A 20,603-nucleotide genomic window follows, 5' to 3' on the forward strand; every position below is an offset into this window, starting at 1 on the left:
TTTAATAGCTATATACAGATGTTCTCTAACCTTAATCTTACTGAATGGAAACTATCCTCTACGCGATCCCAGCATTCGGACTGGCAGCATTGGTATACACGGGCATCAGGTCTGCCTGGGTAACAAAACAAGCTGCCGGTAACGAGCGAATGAGTACCATTGCACGCTACATTGCAGATGGTGCCATGGCCTTTTTAAAGGCAGAATATAAGGTAATGGCCTACTTTGTGATTATAGCATCCTTATTTCTGGGCTACCTCGGTTACACCGGCGAAAAATCACACCCGCTAATAGTCATTGCTTTTATCATTGGAGCAGTGCTGTCGGCTTTGGCAGGGTTTATAGGGATGCGTATTGCCACCAAGTCCAACGTGCGCACGGCAGAGGCAGCACGTACCAGCCTGCCTCGTGCGCTTAATGTTTCTTTTGCCGGAGGCAGTGTGATGGGAATGGGTGTGGCTGGTCTCGCTGTTCTAGGGCTGGGTTCACTGTTTATCGTTTTTTATTACCTGTTTGTGCAGCGCAATGGTGCAAGCGCCAATGGGGTAGAGATGGAAATTGCGTTGGAGGTGCTGATGGGCTTTTCCCTTGGTGCAGAAAGTATAGCTTTGTTTGCACGTGTAGGAGGAGGCATCTACACCAAAGCTGCCGACGTAGGCGCAGACCTTGTAGGTAAGGTAGAGGCTGGTATTCCAGAGGATGATCCCCGTAACCCGGCCACCATTGCCGATAACGTGGGCGACAACGTAGGTGACGTAGCAGGTATGGGAGCCGACCTGTTTGGCTCTTATGTGGCAACCATTCTGGCAACTATGGTGCTGGGCCGTGAGGTAGTGGTACAGGATAATTTCGGCGGCTTATCACCTATCATACTTCCAATGCTAATTGCTGGCCTCGGCATCGTTTTTTCATTGATAGGGATGCTGTTCGTGCGTGTGAACGAGGGAGGCGATGTACAGGCTGCGCTTAACCGGGGCAACTGGATCTCAGTTATACTTACCGCAGTGGGGGCATACTTTGCCATCCATTGGCTGCTGCCTGAAAACCTGAACCTCCGTAATTTTGATTTTACTTCAAACGGTGTGTTTATGGCCGTGATAGTTGGTTTAGTGGTAGGAGCGTTGATGAGTATCATCACAGAATACTATACAGCTATGGGCAAGAAGCCTGTAAACTCTATCGTGCAGCAATCTTCTACGGGCCACGCAACTAACATTATTGCCGGCCTGGCGGTGGGGATGCACTCTACCGTGCTGCCCATCATAGTGCTGGCGGCAGGCATTGTGCTATCGTACTCAGCGGCGGGCTTGTATGGTGTGGCTATAGCAGCTGCGGGTATGATGGCAACCACAGCCATGCAATTAGCGATTGATGCCTTTGGGCCTATTGCCGATAACGCAGGAGGTATTGCTGAAATGAGCGAACTGCCAAAAGAAGTACGGGAGCGCACAGATATCCTGGATGCCGTCGGAAACACCACCGCTGCTACCGGTAAAGGCTTTGCCATAGCCTCTGCGGCACTTACCTCTCTTGCGCTCTTTGCCGCCTTTGTAGGCATTGCAGGTATCAGAACAATAGATTTATACAAGGCTCCTGTACTGGCAGGGTTGTTTATAGGTGCCATGATACCCTTTATTTTCTCAGCCCTTTGTATTTCAGCCGTAGGCAGAGCAGCTATGTCAATGGTGCAGGAGGTGCGCAGGCAGTTCCGCGAAATACCGGGCATAATGGAAGGAACAGGCAAGCCAGAGTATGAAAAATGTGTGGCTATCTCTACAGAAGCTGCTATTCGTGAAATGATGTTGCCGGGTGCCATTGCGTTGCTCGTTCCGATTATCATTGGCTTTGGTTTTCGGGATGTATTCCCCGATACATCCTCGGCAGAAGTGCTGGGTGGCACGTTGGCAGGTGTAACTGTCTCTGGTGTGCTGATGGCTATGTTCCAGTCAAACGCTGGTGGTGCCTGGGATAATGCTAAAAAATCGTTTGAAAAGGGCGTAATGATCAACGGCGTAATGGAATATAAAGGCTCAGAACCTCATAAAGCTTCAGTAACAGGCGATACAGTAGGAGACCCTTTCAAAGATACCTCTGGCCCAAGTATGAACATCCTCATCAAGCTCATGTCTATTGTATCACTGGTGATAGCGCCGCACATTGGGCTGGAGCAGGAGCCGGCTGTGCCTGTACCACCGCTGGAGCTCGATCAAATCAACCTGAACGAAACCCGTGCCACACCAGCAACCACAGGTATAAGTATAAAGCCTGGTACTGTAGCGCTGTTCGTTGCAAATGCTGTAGTATAAAAGAGGTTGCTGCTAAACTTTATAAAGCCCAACTGATGTGTTGGGCTTATTTTTTAATTATACTACCTTTGTTAGAGTATCAAAGCACGAGATTATGACACCGCGTACCATCACACTTCACGATTGCGAGTTCAGCACCTACATCTATGAGGAGGAAATTATCGCTCGCATTACTATGCTGGCCGAGCAAATAGATAAAGATTACGAGGGGAAGCAGCCGCTTTTTCTGGCTGTACTAAATGGCTCCTTTATGTTTGCCGCCGACCTGCTGAAGCGTGTTTCTATATCTTGCGAAATTTCCTTCATCCGTCTGTCGAGCTATAAAGACATGCAGAGTACGGGCCATGTAAAGGAAGTGCTTGGGCTGAAGGAAGATGTGCAGAACCGCCACGTTATTGTGCTGGAGGATATTGTTGACACAGGACACACCGTACACGGCCTGCTACAGCAGCTGAACGAGCGTAAACCTGCGTCGGTAGAAGTAGCCACACTGCTGATGAAACCGGATTGCCTGCAGCACCCGTTAGATGTAAAGTATGTGGCACAGGCTATCCCCAATGATTTTGTGGTAGGCTATGGCCTGGATTATAATGGCATTGGGCGTAACCTGCGCGATATTTACAAGATCGTATCGTAACCATAAGGTTAAGGCAGCGTTAGCAGGCTTTTAGGGACGTCTGCACATATGCAGCAGGCAATACTTTAAAAAATCACAAATACACTAAATAATCGTTATATTTGCTTTTTATATTTAGCTAGAAGATATGCTTAACATCGTTTTGTTTGGCCCTCCAGGTGCTGGTAAAGGTACCCAAAGTCAAAAACTGATTGATAAATACAGTCTGATTCACCTTTCGACTGGTGACTTGCTTCGTTCTGAGATTGCCGCTGGTTCAACTCTTGGCCTGGAAGCAAAAAAACTGATGGATAATGGCTTGCTGGTACCTGATGAGGTGGTGATAGGCATGATTGAAAATAAGGTTAAAAGCCATCCGGAAGCATCAGGATTTATATTTGATGGCTTTCCGCGCACTGTGCCACAAGCGCAGGGCCTGGATAAACTGCTACACGAAAACGGTACAGAGATATCCTGTATGATAGCCTTGCGTGTGGATGATGAGGAACTGACAACGCGCCTTTTATTGCGTGGCAAAACCTCTGGCCGCCCTGACGATCAGAACGAAACATTGATTCGCAAGCGTGTGCAGGAGTACAATACTAAAACGGCTCCGGTGGCAGACTATTATGCGGGGCAGAATAAGTATTACGCTGTTGATGGCATAGGTGAAATAGAGGCTATATTTAATAGCCTTTGCCAGCATATCGATGCACTAAAGGAAAAGCAGAATAACAGTAAATAAGCATACTTACGCTTACAAATTTTGGCATCAAACAACTTTATAGATTACGTTAAAATATGTTCGCGTTCCGGACATGGTGGAGCTGGTTCAGCTCATTTGCACCGGGATAAGAAAACGGCCAAAGGTGGCCCTGACGGAGGTGATGGCGGTCGTGGCGGACATGTTATTCTCAAGGGCAATTCACAACTATGGACGCTGCTGCACCTGCAGTACCGCAAACACGTAATTGCAGAAAACGGCCTTAGCGGCGGTCCTTCTCACTCTTCCGGTGCACAGGGCAATGACGAAGTGCTGGAAGTGCCCTTAGGTACTATTGCACGTAACGCCGAAACAGGCGAGTTTATGTGCGAAATTACAGAAGACGGGCAGGAAATTATACTTACGCCTGGCGGTAGAGGCGGCTTGGGCAATGCCCACTTCAAATCACCTACTAACCAAACACCGCGCTATGCCCAGCCAGGCGAGCCTGGTATTGATGAGTGGGTAGTGCTGGAACTGAAACTGCTGGCCGATGTAGGTCTGGTAGGATTCCCGAATGCAGGTAAGTCTACCTTACTATCTGTGGTATCAGCAGCTAAGCCTAAAATTGCCAACTATGCCTTTACTACCCTGGCGCCTAACTTAGGTGTTGTGGCTTACCGCGACTATAAGTCGTTTGTGATGGCTGACATACCAGGTATTATTGAAGGAGCCTCAGAAGGAAAGGGTCTTGGAATACGCTTCCTGCGCCATATAGAGCGTAACTCTATGCTGCTGTTCATGATTTCTTGCGAAAGCCCAGACATAGCAGAAGAGTATCAGATATTATTAAACGAGCTGAAAACCTTTAACCCGGAACTACTGGACAAGCAGCGTATACTTGCCATCACCAAATCTGACATGCTGGATGAGGAGTTGGAGAACGAAATGCGGAGTACTTTACCAGAAGAGCTGCCCACCATTTTTATATCGAGTATCACTGGTAAAAACATTACCCCATTGAAAGACATGATCTGGGATTCGCTTAACAGCTAACGGATCTTCCATTTAAAATATAATATCAAGGATCGGTAGCGGCTACAAAGCTTCTACCGATTTTTTTATACTTATAGCCCACCTAATTTTTAGTAAATTTGAATGATACAGCGAATTGAACTGTCATATAAAAGCTGGAACTAAAAACTCGGCTTTGCTGCAGCCGATGGCCGCTAAGGCTTAATTGATGAGGGTAAGCCGACAAATTTTATACTTTTAGAGCATCCCTCTGCAGCACACAGCAAAAAAGAAAACTCAATAGATCAGTTATTCCATCATTCAAAATTGAACCGTGCCATTCTGACACAAACGGAGGTTTGGCAAGTTAATTGACAAGACAATAGAGACTATTCAACCTAACTTTTTTAAGGCATTATGTCAGATAAAGATATTAAAAAGGAGCAGGAGCAAGAAGAAATGAAAGATACTACTGCTAACGCAGCTGCTGAGGCTAACCAGGAGCAGGAAAACGAGACTGCTGGTGAAGACAATCAGGAGCAGGAAGAAATCGGACCTGCTGCAGAATTGGCAGAAATGAAAGATAAGTATGTGCGCTTAATGGCAGAGTTTGAAAACTTCCGCCGCCGCACAGCTAAGGAGCGTTTAGAATTGTCTAAAACAGCTTCTCAGGATGTTTTAGGTGCTCTGTTGCCTGTAATTGATGATATGGAGCGTGCACGTCAGTCAATGGAGGCTAACGTTGATCCGGAAGTATTGAAGCAGGGCTTAGACCTGGTTTTTAACAAACTAAACCAGGTAACGCAGCAAAAAGGCTTAAAACCTATGGACCTGAAGGCTGGAGATGAATTCGACAGTGATACCCAAGAGGCTATCACACAAATTCCGGCTCCATCGGAAGAGTTGAAAGGTAAAATTGTTGATGTAATTGAAAAAGGATATACTTTAAACGAAAAAGTTATCCGATTTGCGAAAGTAGTAATAGGAGCGTAAGCTATGGCTAAGAGAGATTATTATGAGGTTTTGGGTGTAAGCAAGAATGCTGCGCAGGATGAGATAAAGAAGGCTTACCGCAAAATCGCCATTAAATTCCACCCCGATAAGAATCCTGATGACCCTACCGCTGAGGACAAATTCAAAGAAGCGGCAGAGGCGTATGAGGTTCTTAGCGATCAGCAAAAACGCCAGCGCTATGACCAGTTCGGCCATCAGGGCATGAACGGCGGCTTCGGCGGAGGCGGCGGTGGTATGAACATGGAGGATATCTTCTCGCAGTTCGGTGATATTTTTGGCGGTGGCGGAGGCAGTCCGTTCGAGAGCTTCTTTGGAGGCGCTCGCTCTGGTGGTGGCCGACGTACACGCAAAGGCTCAAACCTGCGCATTAAGCTAAAACTCAACTTAGAGGAAATAGCGAACGGTGTAGAGAAAAAAATAAAAGTAAAGCGCTACGTTGCTTGTAGCACCTGCGGTGGAAACGGTGCCAAAAACGGTACCGACATGCAAACCTGTAGCAGCTGCCAGGGATCAGGGCAGGTGCGTAAGGTGGTGAATACCATGTTGGGCCAGATGGTTTCTACAGCTACTTGCCCTACCTGTAACGGCGAGGGCCGCATTGTAACGCATAACTGCGAAGTATGTAACGGTAGCGGCAGAGAGCTTCAGGAAGAGGTAATAACTATAAATGTTCCAGGCGGTGTGATGGATGGTATGCAGCTATCCATGAGCGGCAAAGGCAATGTGCCTGAGCGCGGAGGCGTGCCAGGCGATCTGTTGATCCAGATAGAGGAGGAGGAGCATCCTACGCTGAAACGCGAAGGTAACAATGTCATTTTTGACCAGTACATTAGCTTTGTAGATGCTGCCCTGGGTGCCGAGATTGAAGTGCCTACCATTACCGGTAAAGTTAAAATCAGCATTAAGCCTGGTACGCAAAGCGGGGAAATCTTCAGGCTGCGTGGCAAAGGTATTCAAGATTTGAACGGCTACGGCAAAGGAGATCAGTTGATCCATATTAATGTATGGACGCCAAAGACCCTCAGCAGCGACGAAAAAGCGGTGTTAGAAGGCCTGAGGTATTCTAGCAATTTTGCCCCAAGCCCTGGTAAAAATGAGAAAGGCTTTTTCGATAAAGTAAAAGATTACTTCCAGTAAAAGACTTCCCTATACTATAGTGCTAGCCCGGCTTTCCGATTTTCGGAAGGTCGGGCTTTTACTTTATAGGCATTATATCTGACAGGTAAACTCCTTGATCTGGTTTATACTTGCCTTAGTCGATTTAATATAGGTTGGCGGGTATACTCTATGGCAGAATACTTATATTTGGCTGAACTAAAATCCTGAATCCCTTTGAGCATTCTGAAGATCGACGGCGTAACCAAAACCTACGCCAACCACACAGCCCTCGATAATGTGAGCTTCGAGATTCCCCAAGGCTGCATTTTTGGCTTGTTAGGGCCAAACGGTGCAGGCAAAACATCGCTCATCCGTATTATCACCCAGATTACGGGTGCAGATAGCGGTGAAATATACTTTATGGGCGAGCGCCTGAAGCCAGACCACATCAAAGATATTGGTTATCTGCCAGAGGAGCGGGGCCTTTATAAAAAGATGAAGGTAGGGGAGCAGCTTTTGTACCTCACCCAGCTGAAAGGATTAAGCAAGGCAGATGCAACCGCCCGTATCAAAACATGGATAGACCGCTTCGAAATACGGGAGTGGCTCGACAAAAACATCGAAGACTTATCCAAAGGAATGCAGCAGAAGGTGCAGTTTATTGCCACTGTGCTGCACGAACCAAAACTAATTATACTGGACGAACCGTTCTCTGGCTTCGACCCTATCAATGCCAATTTGATAAAAGACGAGATTCTTGCCTTGCGCGATAAAGGGGCAACCATTATTTTCTCTACCCACCGCATGGAGTCGGTAGAGGAGTTGTGCGATAACATAGCCCTGATTAACCGTGCGCAAAAGGTGCTGGACGGACCGGTAGGAGAGATAAAAGACACCTACAAAACGAATACTTTTCAGGTAATCGGTAACGGACAGCTGATGATCACCTCGCCTGATTTTGAAGTGCTGGAGCAGCATGATAATCACGGCGTGTTCAGGGCGCATGTTAAGTTGCTAAATAATACCACACCAAACGACCTGTTGCGCTACCTGATTCAGCGTGTAGAGGTACACTCATTTATCGAGTTGGTGCCAAGTATAAACGATATTTTCATACGTAAAGTAAAGGAAACACACCATGTCTAAAATCTGGTTGATTGTGCGCCGCGAGTACCTGACACGCGTGCGCAAAAAAAGCTTCATTATCATGACGCTGCTGACGCCCCTGCTGATGGCTGCCTTTATGATTTTACCGGGCCTGATGATTTCTATGTCGGATGAAACGGAAACCGTGATGGTGCTGGATGAGAGCGGCTTGTTTCAAAATAAGCTACAGGATCAAAAAGACCTGAAGTTTATTCCGCTGGCTGGTAACCTCAGCCAAGCTAAAACCATTTACCAGGAGACTGATAACACAGCGCTGCTGTATATCCCGAAAATGTCTATCGATGATCCAAAGGGAATCACCATCTACGGCAAAAAGAACACCAGCATACAAACACAGGTGCGCCTGGAGAATGTGCTGGAGAAAGAGATAGAGAACCAACGTTTCCTTGCCTCCGGCCTTGACCGTGCCACGCTGGATAAGATAGAGGCTAACGTAAAGCTGAACACGATTAACCTGAGTGATGGTGGCGAGAAAGATAACAATGCCATTATCACCTCTATAGCAGGTATTGTGGGTGCCGTGATTATTTACTTCTTTATTTTCCTGTACGGTGTGCAGATTATGCGTGGGGTAATTGAAGAAAAGACAAGCCGTATTGTAGAGGTAATGATTTCTTCTGTGAAGCCTTTCCAGTTGATGATGGGTAAGATAGTTGGTATAGCCGCTGTTGGCCTGACGCAGTTTCTGCTCTGGATTGTGCTTTCCTTTGTAGCGATAACGGCTGTTTCTGCTGCCTTCGGGATAGATGCTGCACCATCGCCTGCTGCCCAGTACGCTGCCGGACAAGCCGCAGCACAAGGCGAGGAAGTGAATGAAGCTGATGCCGCCGCTGCTTCGGTTGATAACCCGGACGATAAAGATGAGTTTGCCAGCACTGTAAGTGATATCCAGCAGAGCGTTGGGAACCTTAATCTGGGGCTTATTTTTGGCTGCTTCCTGTTTTACTTTTTAGGTGGATATTTGCTCTACGGCTCGCTGTTCGGAGCCATAGGTGCCGCTGTAGACAACGAAACCGACACGCAGCAGTTCATGATGCCGATTACCATTCCGCTGGTTATCTCATTTATCATGTCTTACTCCATCGTGCTGAAGAACCCTGATGGCCCGGTTGCTTTCTGGATGTCGATTATACCGTTGACATCACCTATCGTGATGATGGTGCGCATACCTTTTGGTGTGCCAGCTTGGGAGCTGCTGCTGTCGATGGGTTTACTTGTAGCAGGCTTTATCTTCACTACCTGGATCGCGAGCCGCATTTATCGTGTGGGTATTCTGATGTACGGCAAGAAAATCAATTACAAAGAGCTGTCTAAGTGGTTGTTCTATAGAGTATAATTATGAGGTTCTTAGTACCGGTAATGCTGCTTCTTGCTTTGGCTGGATGCCAGCAAAATGTCGACTCAAATGCTGGCTCATCGGCACAGGAGGAGCAGCCGGATTATGCGCTGCTGCAAAAGGAACTGGAAGCGCTGTATGATGCAGACCAGCATGTAAGGGATGTGAATTGGGATTCAATAAATGCTGACCCTACCGTTCAAATGGCTTTCATAGAAAAAATGCGACAGGTAGATTCTACGAACCAATCCAAAATCCTGCCTATACTTGAAAAGTACGGATGGCTTCCGAAAAGCAAAGTCGGAGAGAAGGCTGCAAGTGGTATTTTTTATGTGGTGCAGCACTCTGGCAAGAAGGCGTTAGAGAAATACCTGCCACAGATGGAGGAACTGGCAAAGGAAGGGGAGGCAAGCGGTACAGATGCTGCTATGATGAGAGACCGGTTATTAAAGTTTCAGGGAAAGAAGCAGCTGTATGGTACGCAGGTGGTCAACTATATAAGAGAAGATGGTCGTGCTGCCGTATGGCCTGTGGAGGATGTAGCGGATGTAAACAAACGCAGGGCAGAGGCAGGTTTTGAGTTAACCGTTGAGGAGAATGCGGAAAAGCTAGGTGCAACTTTTGATCCTGATGAAGAGTTGCCAAAAAAACACGTTAGTTTTTAATAAGAGGCTTTATAAGCATACTATAGTATAAAGATAGCCGGCGCCCTAGGTGCCGGCTATTTTTGTTAACTTAGCTTCATAATTCAGATAGAAGTATAGTATGAAACATACCTGGTTCACCCTCTTTTTCTTAACTGTAACAATGTTGGCTATGGCGCAGAAAGATGAAAAGCCTGCTTACCGCCTTTTCACCAAGGATGGCAAGAGTATAAGTTACGGCAAAATGCTAAGTGAGCTTCAGAAGGCGGATGTGGTATTGTTTGGTGAGCAGCACAACGACCCAATCGCACACTGGATGCAACTGGAGCTGGCCAAAGACCTGTACCAGGCAAGGCAGAAAAGCTTTGCTATTGGCGCTGAAATGTTTGAGTCTGACGTGCAGCTGGTGCTGGATGAGTACCTGTCGGGGCAGGCACCAGAGAAAAACTTTGAGCAGGAGTCTCGGCCATGGCCAAATTATGCCACCGATTACAGGCCGGTAGTGCGCTTTGCAAAAGAGCAGCAAATTCCCTTTGTCGCTACCAATGTTCCACGCAGATATGCCGCCATGGTATCGGCGGGTAGTTTAAGTGCTTTGGAAGGAGTATCAGCAGATGCTAAAAAGTATATAGCACCTCTTCCTATAGTAGTAGATATGGAGCTGCCAGGGTATAAGAGTATGCTTGCTATGTTTGGCGGCAGTACACACGGCAATACCAAAAGCCAGAACATTGTGCAGGCGCAGGCTTTAAAAGATGCTACTATGGCACACTTCATATTTGAGCAGGTAAAGCAGGGTAGGCAGGTGCTTCACTTAAACGGCGCGTACCACTCTGATAACTTCGAAGGCATTGGCTGGTATGTAAAGCAGACAAAACCTGATGTAAAAGTGCGTACGATCACCACTGTGCTTCAGCAGGACTTAGCAAAGCTGGCCGAGGAAAATAGAGGAAAAGCTGATTTTATACTTGTGGTGCCGGAGAACATGACAAGAACTTTTTAAGATTCGGAATTTAAAGTTCTGAGTCTTGAGTTATGATTATCCCAGCCTCTCTTCCTCTAAAGATTAGAGCCAGCCAATGCCATTTCTAAGTATAGGCGGTTAGTCTGAGCAATTGAAACAACATACTCTTCTCAAGCTCATCTTGTAGAGAAAAACAAGGCTGGCCGCTTTACCTTTGAGCACCCTTTATGTTGTTTCAGATTTTCAAATGCGAGGCGGGATTTTAAAATCTGCATACCTACGCAAGTTAAAAACTTGTCTCATGTACAGCCACAAGTTGCGCTAACGCTAAACTTGCGTCATGGTTAGTCACTTCAGCTGTTGCTGCTGTTGTGAAAGTATAAGTTTCATGACTGAAATATACCCCCTCCCCAACCCTCACATAAAAAAGGGGAGGGAGTCTAGCTGAAGAGAAGGAAAAGATATTTTATAGCAAAGGCAGCACTGATTCCCAGTCTTTCCGTTGAGCGCCTTGTAGGTTTCCGGTGCCGCGGGAGCGGCAGCCGTTAGGCAGGAAGGCTACACAGCGCGATGCGGTTGTAGAGGGCCCCTACCCCAGCTGTGAGCACTCCAAAGCCAAAGGTGAAACATTAGGTATGTGAGAGCTAGAGGATGAGCAGTGGCTAGAAAGAACAGCTTGGCTCAAGCTGTGGAAAGAAGTGGCTATGGAAGTGTAACAAGTGCTGATATCAACACAAGTGGGCCCTTACTCCAGCATGTAGAAAACACATAGCCGCCGCTGTACAGGTATGCCTTTCCAAGCCAGTTGAGCTACAAGCACAACATCATAGTAGGACACGAGTTGAAAACTCACGGCAGCGGATGTGCTAAAAAAAGCAGAGACAGTTGAGGATACAATAGTCCGATTATGCCAGCTATTAACAGAATTTTCTTAAAGCAACAAAGCCCAGCTTCACAGCCGGGCTTTGTCTATCATAAAAGAAAAAAGGTCTTTTAAAATTACGCAGAGAAGGAGCTACCACAACCACATGTGCTGGCAGCCTGAGGATTGTTGAAAGTGAAGCCACGAGCGTTCAAGCCATCCTGGAAATCTACTTCCATACCCATCACATACATACCATGCTTCTTGTCCATGATCAGGTTCACGCCATCCAGCACAAACACCTCATCAGAATCTTTTGGCTTATCAAAACCAAGCAGGTAAGACATACCAGAGCAACCACCACCTTGCACACCAACGCGCAGGCCATACTCAGCTGGTACATTCTTTTCGTTCAATATATTTTTAACCTCTTGCAAGGCTTTTTCAGTCAAAGTTATAGGTGCAGTTTTAGTTTCTGTTGCCATAGTATAAGAATTAATATTTGTAGCCACAAACTTACGTAATTATATGCAAAAATGCTTCGCAGGTTTCGTTGTACTTACTAAACAGGTAAAGCTATAAAATGATTCATGTATCCTAAATTAATTTTTTACGATATTTATACTTTCAAGATAATCCACCATGGCTGACTTCTTTGCTTTACTAATTGAAATATTGAAACTCATTTTGCCTGCGCTGGTGCTGGTGGCAGGAGCTTATTACCTGCTGCAAAAGCATTATGAACGCGAAGACCGGCTGCGTGCAGTGCCAACAGGAGGGAAAAGTACTGAAGTGGTACTGCCAATACGGCTACAGGCTTACGAGCGCGTAGTACTGTTGCTGGAGCGAATTACGCCAAGTAACCTGTTGCTGCGCGTGAGCGCGATGGGACAAACGGCAGCGGAGTACCATCGGGTGCTGATTGCGGAAATCAGGAACGAGTTCAGCCACAACATGTCGCAGCAGGTTTATATGAGCGAGCAGGCTTGGCAGCAGGTTAATCTGGCTCGTGAAGAAGTAGTTAACTTGATCAATAAAAAGTTTCAGGAATTGCCAGAAGGAGCAAGAGGTACGGATTTAGCAAAGCGCGTGCTGGAAAGCATACTGACAGCTGAGCAAGACCCCACTGCCCGTGCCTTAAACTTTGTGAAGCAGGAGATCAGGCAAACTTTTTAAGTTCGGAGCCAAGCAGTCCTGAACGTGCCCCTTACATTACTGCTGCCATAGTAAAGCCAACCTCACACGCTCTTTAACTTTCTAACTCGGCTAGTTTGGTAAGCAGCTGTACTACCTGCACTTCGCTGTGCGCCGGAAAGTTAGCAATGCGTATTTGGCTTTCTTTATACTTGCCGTAACCGCTGCCAACTTGCATATCAAAAGCTGCTAAATGCTTGTTTACTTCTGAGGCAGGCATAGTAGAGTTAGCTACTATGGTTGTTTTAGAACGATGGTCTGGATTCTCAACGGCAGGAGAGAAGATGTTGCTACTTTCCAGGTAAGTATAAATTTGAGCTGCTTTCGAGTCTGTTTCCCGCCTGATGGTCTCAATACTTTTGCTGTTCATGTCTTCCAGCACCTTGCTCAGCAAGTATATATTGAGCACATTCGGTGTTTCTACGGTCTGGTTTGCCTGAGCTTTTTCTAGCAAAGACGGCAGCATGTGGTAAGAGCCAATGGAGTGACCTTCTGCAAGTATAGCCTCTGCTTTGGCCACGCATCTTTCATTTACCAGCCACACACCCAGACCAGCAGGCAAGCCGAAGCATTTCTGCACCGAGAAGTATACTGAATCAACTTTAGAGAAATCAAAGGCAGGATAGGGCAACGATGATACAGCATCGACATAAATCAAAGCATCAGGCGCAGCTTTTTCTTTGAACCGGTGTATTTGCTCCACAGGGATACAAGCCCCGGAACTGGTTTCGTTCTGAATCAGTGCAATCAGCTCCGCAGATTCAGGTATTTCTATATTTTCCACGTGGAATCCCTGGCCGAATGGTACCTCATGCTGCTGAGCTTTGCGGCCAAGCTCCTGCGCTGTTTCATAAAAGCGCTTCGAGAAAGAACCATTTACCAGGTGAAAGCTCTCTTTGCGCACATTGTTCTGTATGGCGCGTTCCCATACTTCTGTAGCTGAGGCCACAAACAGCACCTCATAATTATCCGGTAACTGCAGCAACGTTCTCAACCCTGTTACTGCACTGGCATAGATCTCCTGAAACTGTTTGCTACGGTGCGAAATGCTGCCAATCTTCTGCTGCATTGCCTCCTGCATGTGCTGTGGCACCGTTGGGTATAACTCTGAGGGGCCAGGGGTGAAGTATACTTTGTTATTCATGGGACTGAATGATGTTTTATGGCAATTTAAGCACATTAGCGTAAGCAGACGCTTGCGCCAATTTTAATAAAGCATTCTGAATTTTATAGTATGTGGCACCTGGCGCATGTCCTGCACTACCTGCTTATCATATATTTTGTCGATGTCGGTGATGACGTAGCCTACATGTTCGTTCGTTTTCAGGTATTGGCCCAGAATGTTTACATGGTTTTTAGCGAGCACCTGGTTAATGTTAGCCAGTACGCCCGGCACGTTGGCATGTATGTGTATAAGGCGGTGTGCGTTCTTAAGTTCGGGCAACTGCAGGTTAGGGAAGTTAACGCTGCCGTAGGTATTGCCGGTGTTGATATAATCCATGATGCGGTTAGGGACAAAGTTGGCAATATTTACCTGCGCCTCTGAGGTGCTGCCGCCAATGTGCGGTGTCAGGATCACGTTAGGCAGGCCTCGCAGCTCACTCTCAAAGGGCTCACTGTTGGTAGCTGGCTCTTCCGGAAACACGTCTACTGCCGCGCCACGCAACTTTCCTGACTTCATACTTGCTACTAAAGCATCCAGGTCAACCACATGGCCACGGCTCAGGTTCAGGAATATGGTCCCCTTCTGCATAGCAGCAAATTCCTCTGCTCCAAACATATGCTTGTTGTCTGGTCGCCCGTCCACATGCAGTGTTACAATATCTACTTTCTCTAAGAGCTCCTGCAAAGTGCTGCACTTACGCGCGTTGCCCAATTGCAGCTTCTCTACCACATCATAATAGTATACTTCCATGCCCATGGCCTCAGCCAGTACAGAAAGCTGTGCACCAATGTTGCCGTAGCCTACTATGCCCAGTTTCTTATCGCGTACTTCAAAACTGCCTGCCGCAGATTTGTCCCACTCACCCTGGTGCAATTTGTTGCTCTTGCCAATAACGCCACGGCTCAGCATAATTATCTCGCCTAAGGCTAGTTCTACTACGCTGCGGGTGTTGCTATAAGGCGCATTAAAAACCGTTATACCTGCCTCCAAGCAAGCATCCAGGTCTATTTGGTTCGTGCCGATACAGAAAGCCCCAATGGTCATCAGGCGGTTAGCTTGCTCTAAAACCTTGCGAGTTACCTGTGTTTTGCTGCGTATGCCAAGTATAGATACATCTTTTATCTTCTCGCACAGCTCCTTCTCACTTAATGCTCCGCTTGCCGTTTCTACCTGATAGCCTTCTTTCCGAAACAGCTCTACTGCCTGCGGGTGCACATTTTCAAGCAAAAGCACACTGATGCGGTTTTTAGGGTATGATATGGCCATCGGTAACTTATTCTGGTATAAAAACTCATCCAGGCTCGGAGCAATATGCTCCGCCTTTGCCACCACACTATCGCGTACTACATTTTCAGTGAAGGCGTAAAACCTGTTTGCCAAGCCTGCCTCTTTTATCTCGTAGTCTGTGTAGCCATCGCCAATCACGTATACATCGCCGGGAAGGGCTAATTGCTCCAGCAACTTAATTTTGCCTTTGTCCATACTTAGCAGGTTCTCCTTGTCAAAGTTGGTAAGGTTGCCCTGCTCATCCTGTGTAAAGGTATTGGCATAGATGTTCTCTTCTTTTATGCCATATTCTGTTACAATAGGTGTGATAAATTCTTTGAAGCCGCTGGAGACAATGTAGATTTGGTCAGCATACTCTTTCAGGAAATCCTTATTGCGGCGTATAGAGTCAGATACTTTCTCTTTTAGCCTGCTGATGAGCTGCGGCAGGTGGTTTTGGTGTGCCTGCAACAACTCCAGGCGCTTAGCCAATCCTTCGGCAAAAGAGCTGTTTCCAGACATGGCGCTATCCGTTATATGCTTTACCTGCTCCAGTATACCTTCCTTGTCAGGGTGGTTTTGCAGCGAGATTAAACCTAATTCGTCAAGGGCTTCTACTTGAGTAAACGTGCTGTCAAAATCTATGATGTAGTACTTGTCTTTGCTCATGCTAAGGTATGGCTTGGGGTGGCAGAAGTAAATCAACCTAAAAGGTATAAAAAAAGAACCGGCTACGTAACAGGTAGCCGGTTCTTTTTTTATTTATGGTGATACCTATGCTAAAGTACTGCCAGTTGCTCGTTAATTGTGCGCTGGTATATTTCTTCGTACAAAGGCACGATCTTATCTACATCAAATTCATGCGCCCGCTTTAGAGCATTCTCCTTGAACGTTGGTAGATTATCATCATGCAATACATGCAGGGCGTTCTGTACCATTTCGTCTACTGCACCCACTGGACTAACAAAACCGGTGACACCATCAATATTAAGCTCAGGTATACCTCCTGCGTTAGATGATATCACAGGCACTTCACAGGCCATTGCTTCCAGGGCAGCCAGACCAAAACTCTCTTTCTCTGACGGCATCAGGAAAAGGTCAGCGATAGACAAAACCTCCTCCACTGCCTCCAGCTTTCCTAAAAAGCGCACATCCTGAAAGATACCCAGCTCGCGGCATAGCTTCTCCATCTTAGGACGGTCTGGCCCGTCGCCAACCATCAGCAGCTTGCTAGGTATTTGCTCGCGCACTTTTGCAAAAATGCGGATGACATCTTCCACGCGTTTTACGCCCCGGAAGTTAGAAGTATGCACCAGCAGCTTCTCGTTGTTGGCGGCAATAGCCAAACGGAAATGCTCCTTTTTCTGGCGTTTGAATTTCTCGAGGTTAATAAAGTTCGGTATTACCTGAATATCCTTCTCAATCTGGAAGTAGTCGTATGTTTCTGCCCGAAGGCTATCCGATACAGCCGTAACGCCATCAGACTGGTTGATGCTGAACGTTACGACAGGTTCAAAAGAGGCGTCTTTGCCGACCAGTGTAATGTCGGTGCCGTGCAGGGTAGTGATGATTGGAATATTAATTCCTTTCGTACGCAGAATCTGCTTTGCCATAAACGCAGCAGACGCATGCGGAATGGCATAATGCACGTGCAGTACATCCAGTTTTTCGAACCGTACAATATCCACCATCTTACTTGCCAGTGCCAACTCATACGGAGGGTACTGGAACAGCGGGTAAGAGGGAATGTATACTTCGTGGTAGAAGAGGTTCTCGCTGAATATATCAAGACGTGCAGGCTGGCTGTACGTAATAAAATGCACTTTATGGCCCTTTATTGCCAGGGCTTTGCCAAGTTCGGTGGCTACTACGCCGCTACCGCCGAAGGTTGGGTAACAAACTATACCAATTCTCATAGTTACGGATGTGATACAAAACAACAAGTGCAGCTAACTTTTGTTGCTGCACTCGCTAAACTACTCATATTATTTTATGTTTTTGGCACCATGGCTTTATAAACCACGTCGTGTATTCGGGTGCGGATATTATACTTCACCAGTTTGGTATTGCCTGCATCAGGGTACACCCTGTTAGACAAGAAGATATAGATCAGCTTGTTTTCCGGGTCTGCCCAAGCAGCTGTACCTGTAAAACCTGTATGGCCGAATGTGGCGTTAGAGGCCATGCTGGATGTAGGCCCGTTACCGTCTATAGCTGGCTTGTCCCAGCCAAGGCCACGGCGACTATCTTTAAACTGCTGCTTTGCAAATTCTGAAACTACATCCGTAGTAAAGTAGCGGTGCCCGCCATAGTTGCCGTTGTTCATGTTCATTTGCATGAGTACAGCCAGATCATTAGCATTAGAGAATAAGCCTGCATGTCCACCAACACCTCCCATCATAGCTGCTCCCTGGTCATGTACCGTGCCCCAGATCAGATTCTTGCGGAAGTAGTTGTCATCCTCAGTAGGAACAAGGCGCTCACGCGGGTGCTTGATTAGTGGGGTGTAGGTAAGGGTGCTAAGCCCTAAGGGAGCATAGAAGTTCTGATCCAGAAACTCCTCTATCGGTTGGTTCAGCATGGTTTCTGCCACACGTTTCATGATATAAAAGCCAAGGTCGCTGTAGGCATAGTCGTAGCTGCCGCCTTTCGGCTTGTCGCGCAGGGCAGATTTAACTGTCCAGGTCCACAGAGAATCCTCCATAGAATTTATAGAGTAGACGCCCGGTATTACCTGGTTGTCATAGCTGCCTTTTTGTGTACTGGCGTAGTAAGTATCTTTTAACTTTTTGTTATCGATGGTTTTTTGCCATGTGGTGATACCCGGTCGCAAACCAGCCTGGTGAGACAAAATATCGCGCATCACCAAATTTGCTTTGTTGGTGCCTTTCAACTCGGGTAGGTACGTAGCAAGTTTTGCATCAAGGTTTATTTTACCCCTGTCTTTCAAAAACATGATAGCCTGCAGCGTTGCCGCAACCTTTGTGATGGAAGCAATGTCATAAATGGTATTGTTTGTCACTGGCTTCACGGCCTCATAAGTATAGTGACCATAGGCTTTATTGAATACTACAGTGCCGTCTTTTACCACCAGCACCTGGCAACCCGGTGTTGCGGCATAAGCAATGGCTTCCAGAGCAATATTGTCTATCTGCTTCAGCACTTCTGAGTCCATGCCTACACTTTCAGGTACGCCATACTTCAGGCGGCCCAGCGAAGCTGTTGGTAAGCCAGTACCGGCTGTATACTTCTTCGTAGCCGAAACAGGCAGTTTACCTTTGGCAGTTCGCGCTCCGAAAATCACCTGCGGTACCAGCGACTGCGAAATGGGGTTGTCTTCATACCCGCACAGCAACCAGTTGCTGCCTTCAAAATACTGTAGGCTGTACGCATTGCCTAATACAGCAACAACCACTTTTTTCTTTGTATGATCCTGCAGGTACTTGATAAAGGCACGGGCACTTGTTCCGATACCAAAGTTTTTGGCAGGAGTAAGGTTCATGTTATGAATACTAACTACCACCAGGTCATTATCCTTCAGCTTAGGAATGAGGTTCGTGAAAACAGAGTCTGGCGCATAGCGGTTCGGCACACTGAATTTGTTTACCGGCGCATAGTTGCCTAACGTTTCCTGAAATACGTTTCCTGGTGATATCCCTATGGCCACCGAAGCTATACTTAATGTATCCAGGTTGCGGAAGGGCAGCAGGTTTTCTTTATTTTCTACTACGGTAACGGCATGCTCAAACAGTTGCTCCTGCACAATAGAACTTACCGGACGATCTACTTCCTTTTGCAGGTTTGCCAGTTTCACCGGCTCATAGCTGTTCAGGCCGGTCCAGTATTTGGCCTGCAATATTTTGCGTACCCGCGCGTCTATTTCTTCCTGCGTTATAAGTTTCTGCTGTACAGCATCAGCGATTTTAGTTACGGCTGTCGGCACATCTTCCGGAAATAGCAACACATCGTTACCAGCCAGCAAGGCTTTCAGGTCTACCTCTCCTGGCTTGTAATAGCGGCTTACGCCTTTCATGTTCAGGGCATCTGTAAACACCAGCCCTTTATACTTCATCTTGTCTTTCAATAAACCAGTTACAACAGGTTTAGAAAGTGTTGTGGCCAGGTTACGGGTAGAGTCGATGGCAGGCAAGTATAAATGGGCTACCATTACGCCCATTACACCAGCATCAAAAGACTGTTTAAAAGGATAGAGCTCTACATCTGTCAGGCGCTTCATGTCATGGGTAATGACCGGAAGTGCCAGGTGAGAGTCTGTATCGGTATCGCCATGGCCGGGAAAATGCTTGGCTACGGCAATTACACCATGGTCTTGCAAACCACGGATGTAAGCAATACCGCGGCGGGCCACTTCTTCTTTTGACTCACCAAAAGAACGGCTCCCGATTACTGGGTTGTTTGCATTGTTGTTTACGTCCAGCACAGGGGAGAAGCTTACGTTTACGCCCATGCGCTTCATCTTTAAAGCAATTTCACGCGCCATCAGGTATACGTACCGGTCGTCGTCCATGGCACCTAAGGTCATTTGGCGGGCAAAGTGCATGCTGCTGTCCAGGCGCATGTCCAGGCCCCATTCGGCATCCATCGCTACAAGCAAAGGTACTTTGGCCTGTGCCTGAAAACGGTTAGTAAGCGTTGCCTGCCTTACCGGGCCGCCCTGCATAAACATAACACCGCCAATGTTGTAGCGGCTTACCAGCGTATCAATTTCACGGAAGTGCTTTTCGTTTTTGTTTGAGTAGGCGGCAACCATAAACAGTTGCCCAATGCGTTGAGCAGGGGTAAGAGTAGCCATTACGCTGTCGACCCATTCTTTCTCCTGCGGGTTAACAATGATTTCTTCTGATGGTTTTAACGACATCAGAGAACCCATTCCAAGGAAAATAAGAATCAACAACCCTATACTAAAACTCTTCAACATCCTGCGCTTCTATTTTATTATAATTGGAACAACCCGAAATTAAGCCTAATTTTGCAAAAGGCGGTACGGTAAAATCAGATTCTTTAAAAAATCTGAGACCAGCACCGCCGCCAGCTGATTTATAAGCGTGGTGGAGAACCTGCTCATCTACCTGCAGCTAACGTGGCCTCAAGTATAGCCCTCTGTGCTATCGCCACTTGCCCCAGCTTTTATATATTATTCGCTATACTTCATTAGACGGAAAAAATAGCGATGCAGTTGACTAAAATCAGTCTCTTTAGCTGAATCCGTCTGTAAAATAGTAAATAATTTTAT

At 46.8% G+C, this 20,603-nt stretch carries 16 protein-coding genes; 11 read left to right on the forward strand and 5 right to left on the reverse strand.

The window, feature by feature from the left end; genetic code table 11:
* Nucleotides 1-44: 44 nt before the first annotated feature.
* From ACFQ2O_RS09780 to ACFQ2O_RS09825, 10 genes are all read left to right on the forward strand, one after another.
* Complete coding sequence (locus tag ACFQ2O_RS09780) at nt 45-2,306, forward strand: sodium-translocating pyrophosphatase (RefSeq protein ID WP_377526512.1); 2,262 nt, start codon at nt 45-47, stop codon at nt 2,304-2,306.
* A gap of 94 nt (nt 2,307-2,400) precedes the next feature.
* Complete coding sequence (hpt, locus tag ACFQ2O_RS09785; protein ID WP_377526515.1) at nt 2,401-2,943, forward strand: hypoxanthine phosphoribosyltransferase; 543 nt, start codon at nt 2,401-2,403, stop codon at nt 2,941-2,943.
* 127 nt (nt 2,944-3,070) lie between these two features.
* Nucleotides 3,071-3,667 carry an adenylate kinase gene (locus tag ACFQ2O_RS09790; protein WP_377526519.1) on the forward strand — a complete coding sequence of 199 codons (597 nt, stop codon included), beginning with the start codon at nt 3,071-3,073 and terminating at the stop codon, nt 3,665-3,667.
* Between the two features lie 21 nt (nt 3,668-3,688).
* The gene (gene obgE, locus ACFQ2O_RS09795) at nt 3,689-4,681 is read left to right on the forward strand and encodes a GTPase ObgE (RefSeq protein WP_377526522.1); all 993 of its coding nucleotides are present in this window, start codon (nt 3,689-3,691) and stop codon (nt 4,679-4,681) included.
* A gap of 375 nt (nt 4,682-5,056) precedes the next feature.
* Nucleotides 5,057-5,632, forward strand: a complete 576-nt coding sequence (locus ACFQ2O_RS09800) for a nucleotide exchange factor GrpE (protein ID WP_377526526.1) — start codon at nt 5,057-5,059, stop codon at nt 5,630-5,632.
* A 3-nt stretch (nt 5,633-5,635) separates the two neighbouring features.
* Nucleotides 5,636-6,790, forward strand: a complete 1,155-nt coding sequence (dnaJ, locus tag ACFQ2O_RS09805) for a molecular chaperone DnaJ (RefSeq protein ID WP_377526530.1) — start codon at nt 5,636-5,638, stop codon at nt 6,788-6,790.
* Nucleotides 6,791-6,985: 195 nt separating this feature from the next.
* Nucleotides 6,986-7,897, forward strand: coding sequence for an ABC transporter ATP-binding protein (locus ACFQ2O_RS09810; protein ID WP_377526534.1), 912 nt, complete (start codon nt 6,986-6,988; stop codon nt 7,895-7,897).
* Nucleotides 7,890-9,254 (forward strand): ABC transporter permease, encoded by a 1,365-nt coding sequence (locus ACFQ2O_RS09815; protein ID WP_377526537.1) that lies wholly within the window; start codon nt 7,890-7,892, stop codon nt 9,252-9,254. Before ACFQ2O_RS09810 ends, ACFQ2O_RS09815 begins: the two co-directional genes overlap by 8 nt.
* A 2-nt stretch (nt 9,255-9,256) precedes the next feature.
* Nucleotides 9,257-9,919, forward strand: a complete 663-nt coding sequence (locus ACFQ2O_RS09820; RefSeq protein ID WP_377526540.1) for a DUF6624 domain-containing protein — start codon at nt 9,257-9,259, stop codon at nt 9,917-9,919.
* A gap of 100 nt (nt 9,920-10,019) precedes the next feature.
* Nucleotides 10,020-10,901 (forward strand): ChaN family lipoprotein, encoded by an 882-nt coding sequence (locus tag ACFQ2O_RS09825; RefSeq protein ID WP_377526545.1) that lies wholly within the window; start codon nt 10,020-10,022, stop codon nt 10,899-10,901.
* Between the two features lie 960 nt (nt 10,902-11,861).
* Here ACFQ2O_RS09825 and ACFQ2O_RS09830 read toward each other — a convergent pair.
* A complete protein-coding gene (locus tag ACFQ2O_RS09830) occupies nt 11,862-12,209 on the reverse strand; it encodes a HesB/IscA family protein (protein ID WP_377526550.1) in 348 nt (115 codons plus the stop codon).
* Nucleotides 12,210-12,366: 157 nt separating this feature from the next.
* Here ACFQ2O_RS09830 and ACFQ2O_RS09835 point away from each other — a divergent pair, with 157 nt between their 5' ends.
* Complete coding sequence (locus ACFQ2O_RS09835) at nt 12,367-12,900, forward strand: DUF7935 family protein (RefSeq protein WP_377526553.1); 534 nt, start codon at nt 12,367-12,369, stop codon at nt 12,898-12,900.
* 73 nt (nt 12,901-12,973) lie between these two features.
* Here ACFQ2O_RS09835 and ACFQ2O_RS09840 read toward each other — a convergent pair whose 3' ends face one another.
* The 4 genes from ACFQ2O_RS09840 to ACFQ2O_RS09855 form a co-directional block, all read right to left on the reverse strand.
* Complete coding sequence (locus ACFQ2O_RS09840; protein ID WP_377526559.1) at nt 12,974-14,062, reverse strand: aminotransferase class V-fold PLP-dependent enzyme; 1,089 nt, start codon at nt 14,060-14,062, stop codon at nt 12,974-12,976.
* A gap of 63 nt (nt 14,063-14,125) precedes the next feature.
* On the reverse strand, nt 14,126-16,018 hold the full coding sequence (gene serA, locus ACFQ2O_RS09845) for a phosphoglycerate dehydrogenase (RefSeq protein ID WP_377526562.1): 1,893 nt from the start codon (nt 16,016-16,018) through the stop codon (nt 14,126-14,128).
* Between the two features lie 110 nt (nt 16,019-16,128).
* Nucleotides 16,129-17,265, reverse strand: coding sequence for an N-acetyl-alpha-D-glucosaminyl L-malate synthase BshA (gene bshA, locus ACFQ2O_RS09850; RefSeq protein ID WP_377526565.1), 1,137 nt, complete (start codon nt 17,263-17,265; stop codon nt 16,129-16,131).
* Between the two features lie 74 nt (nt 17,266-17,339).
* The gene (locus tag ACFQ2O_RS09855) at nt 17,340-20,288 is read right to left on the reverse strand and encodes a glycoside hydrolase family 3 N-terminal domain-containing protein (protein ID WP_377526568.1); all 2,949 of its coding nucleotides are present in this window, start codon (nt 20,286-20,288) and stop codon (nt 17,340-17,342) included.
* Between the last annotated feature and the right edge of the window lie 315 nt (nt 20,289-20,603).

Source organism: Pontibacter rugosus (genome assembly GCF_042678745.1).
Taxonomy (GTDB): Bacteria; Bacteroidota; Bacteroidia; order Cytophagales; family Hymenobacteraceae; genus Pontibacter; species Pontibacter rugosus.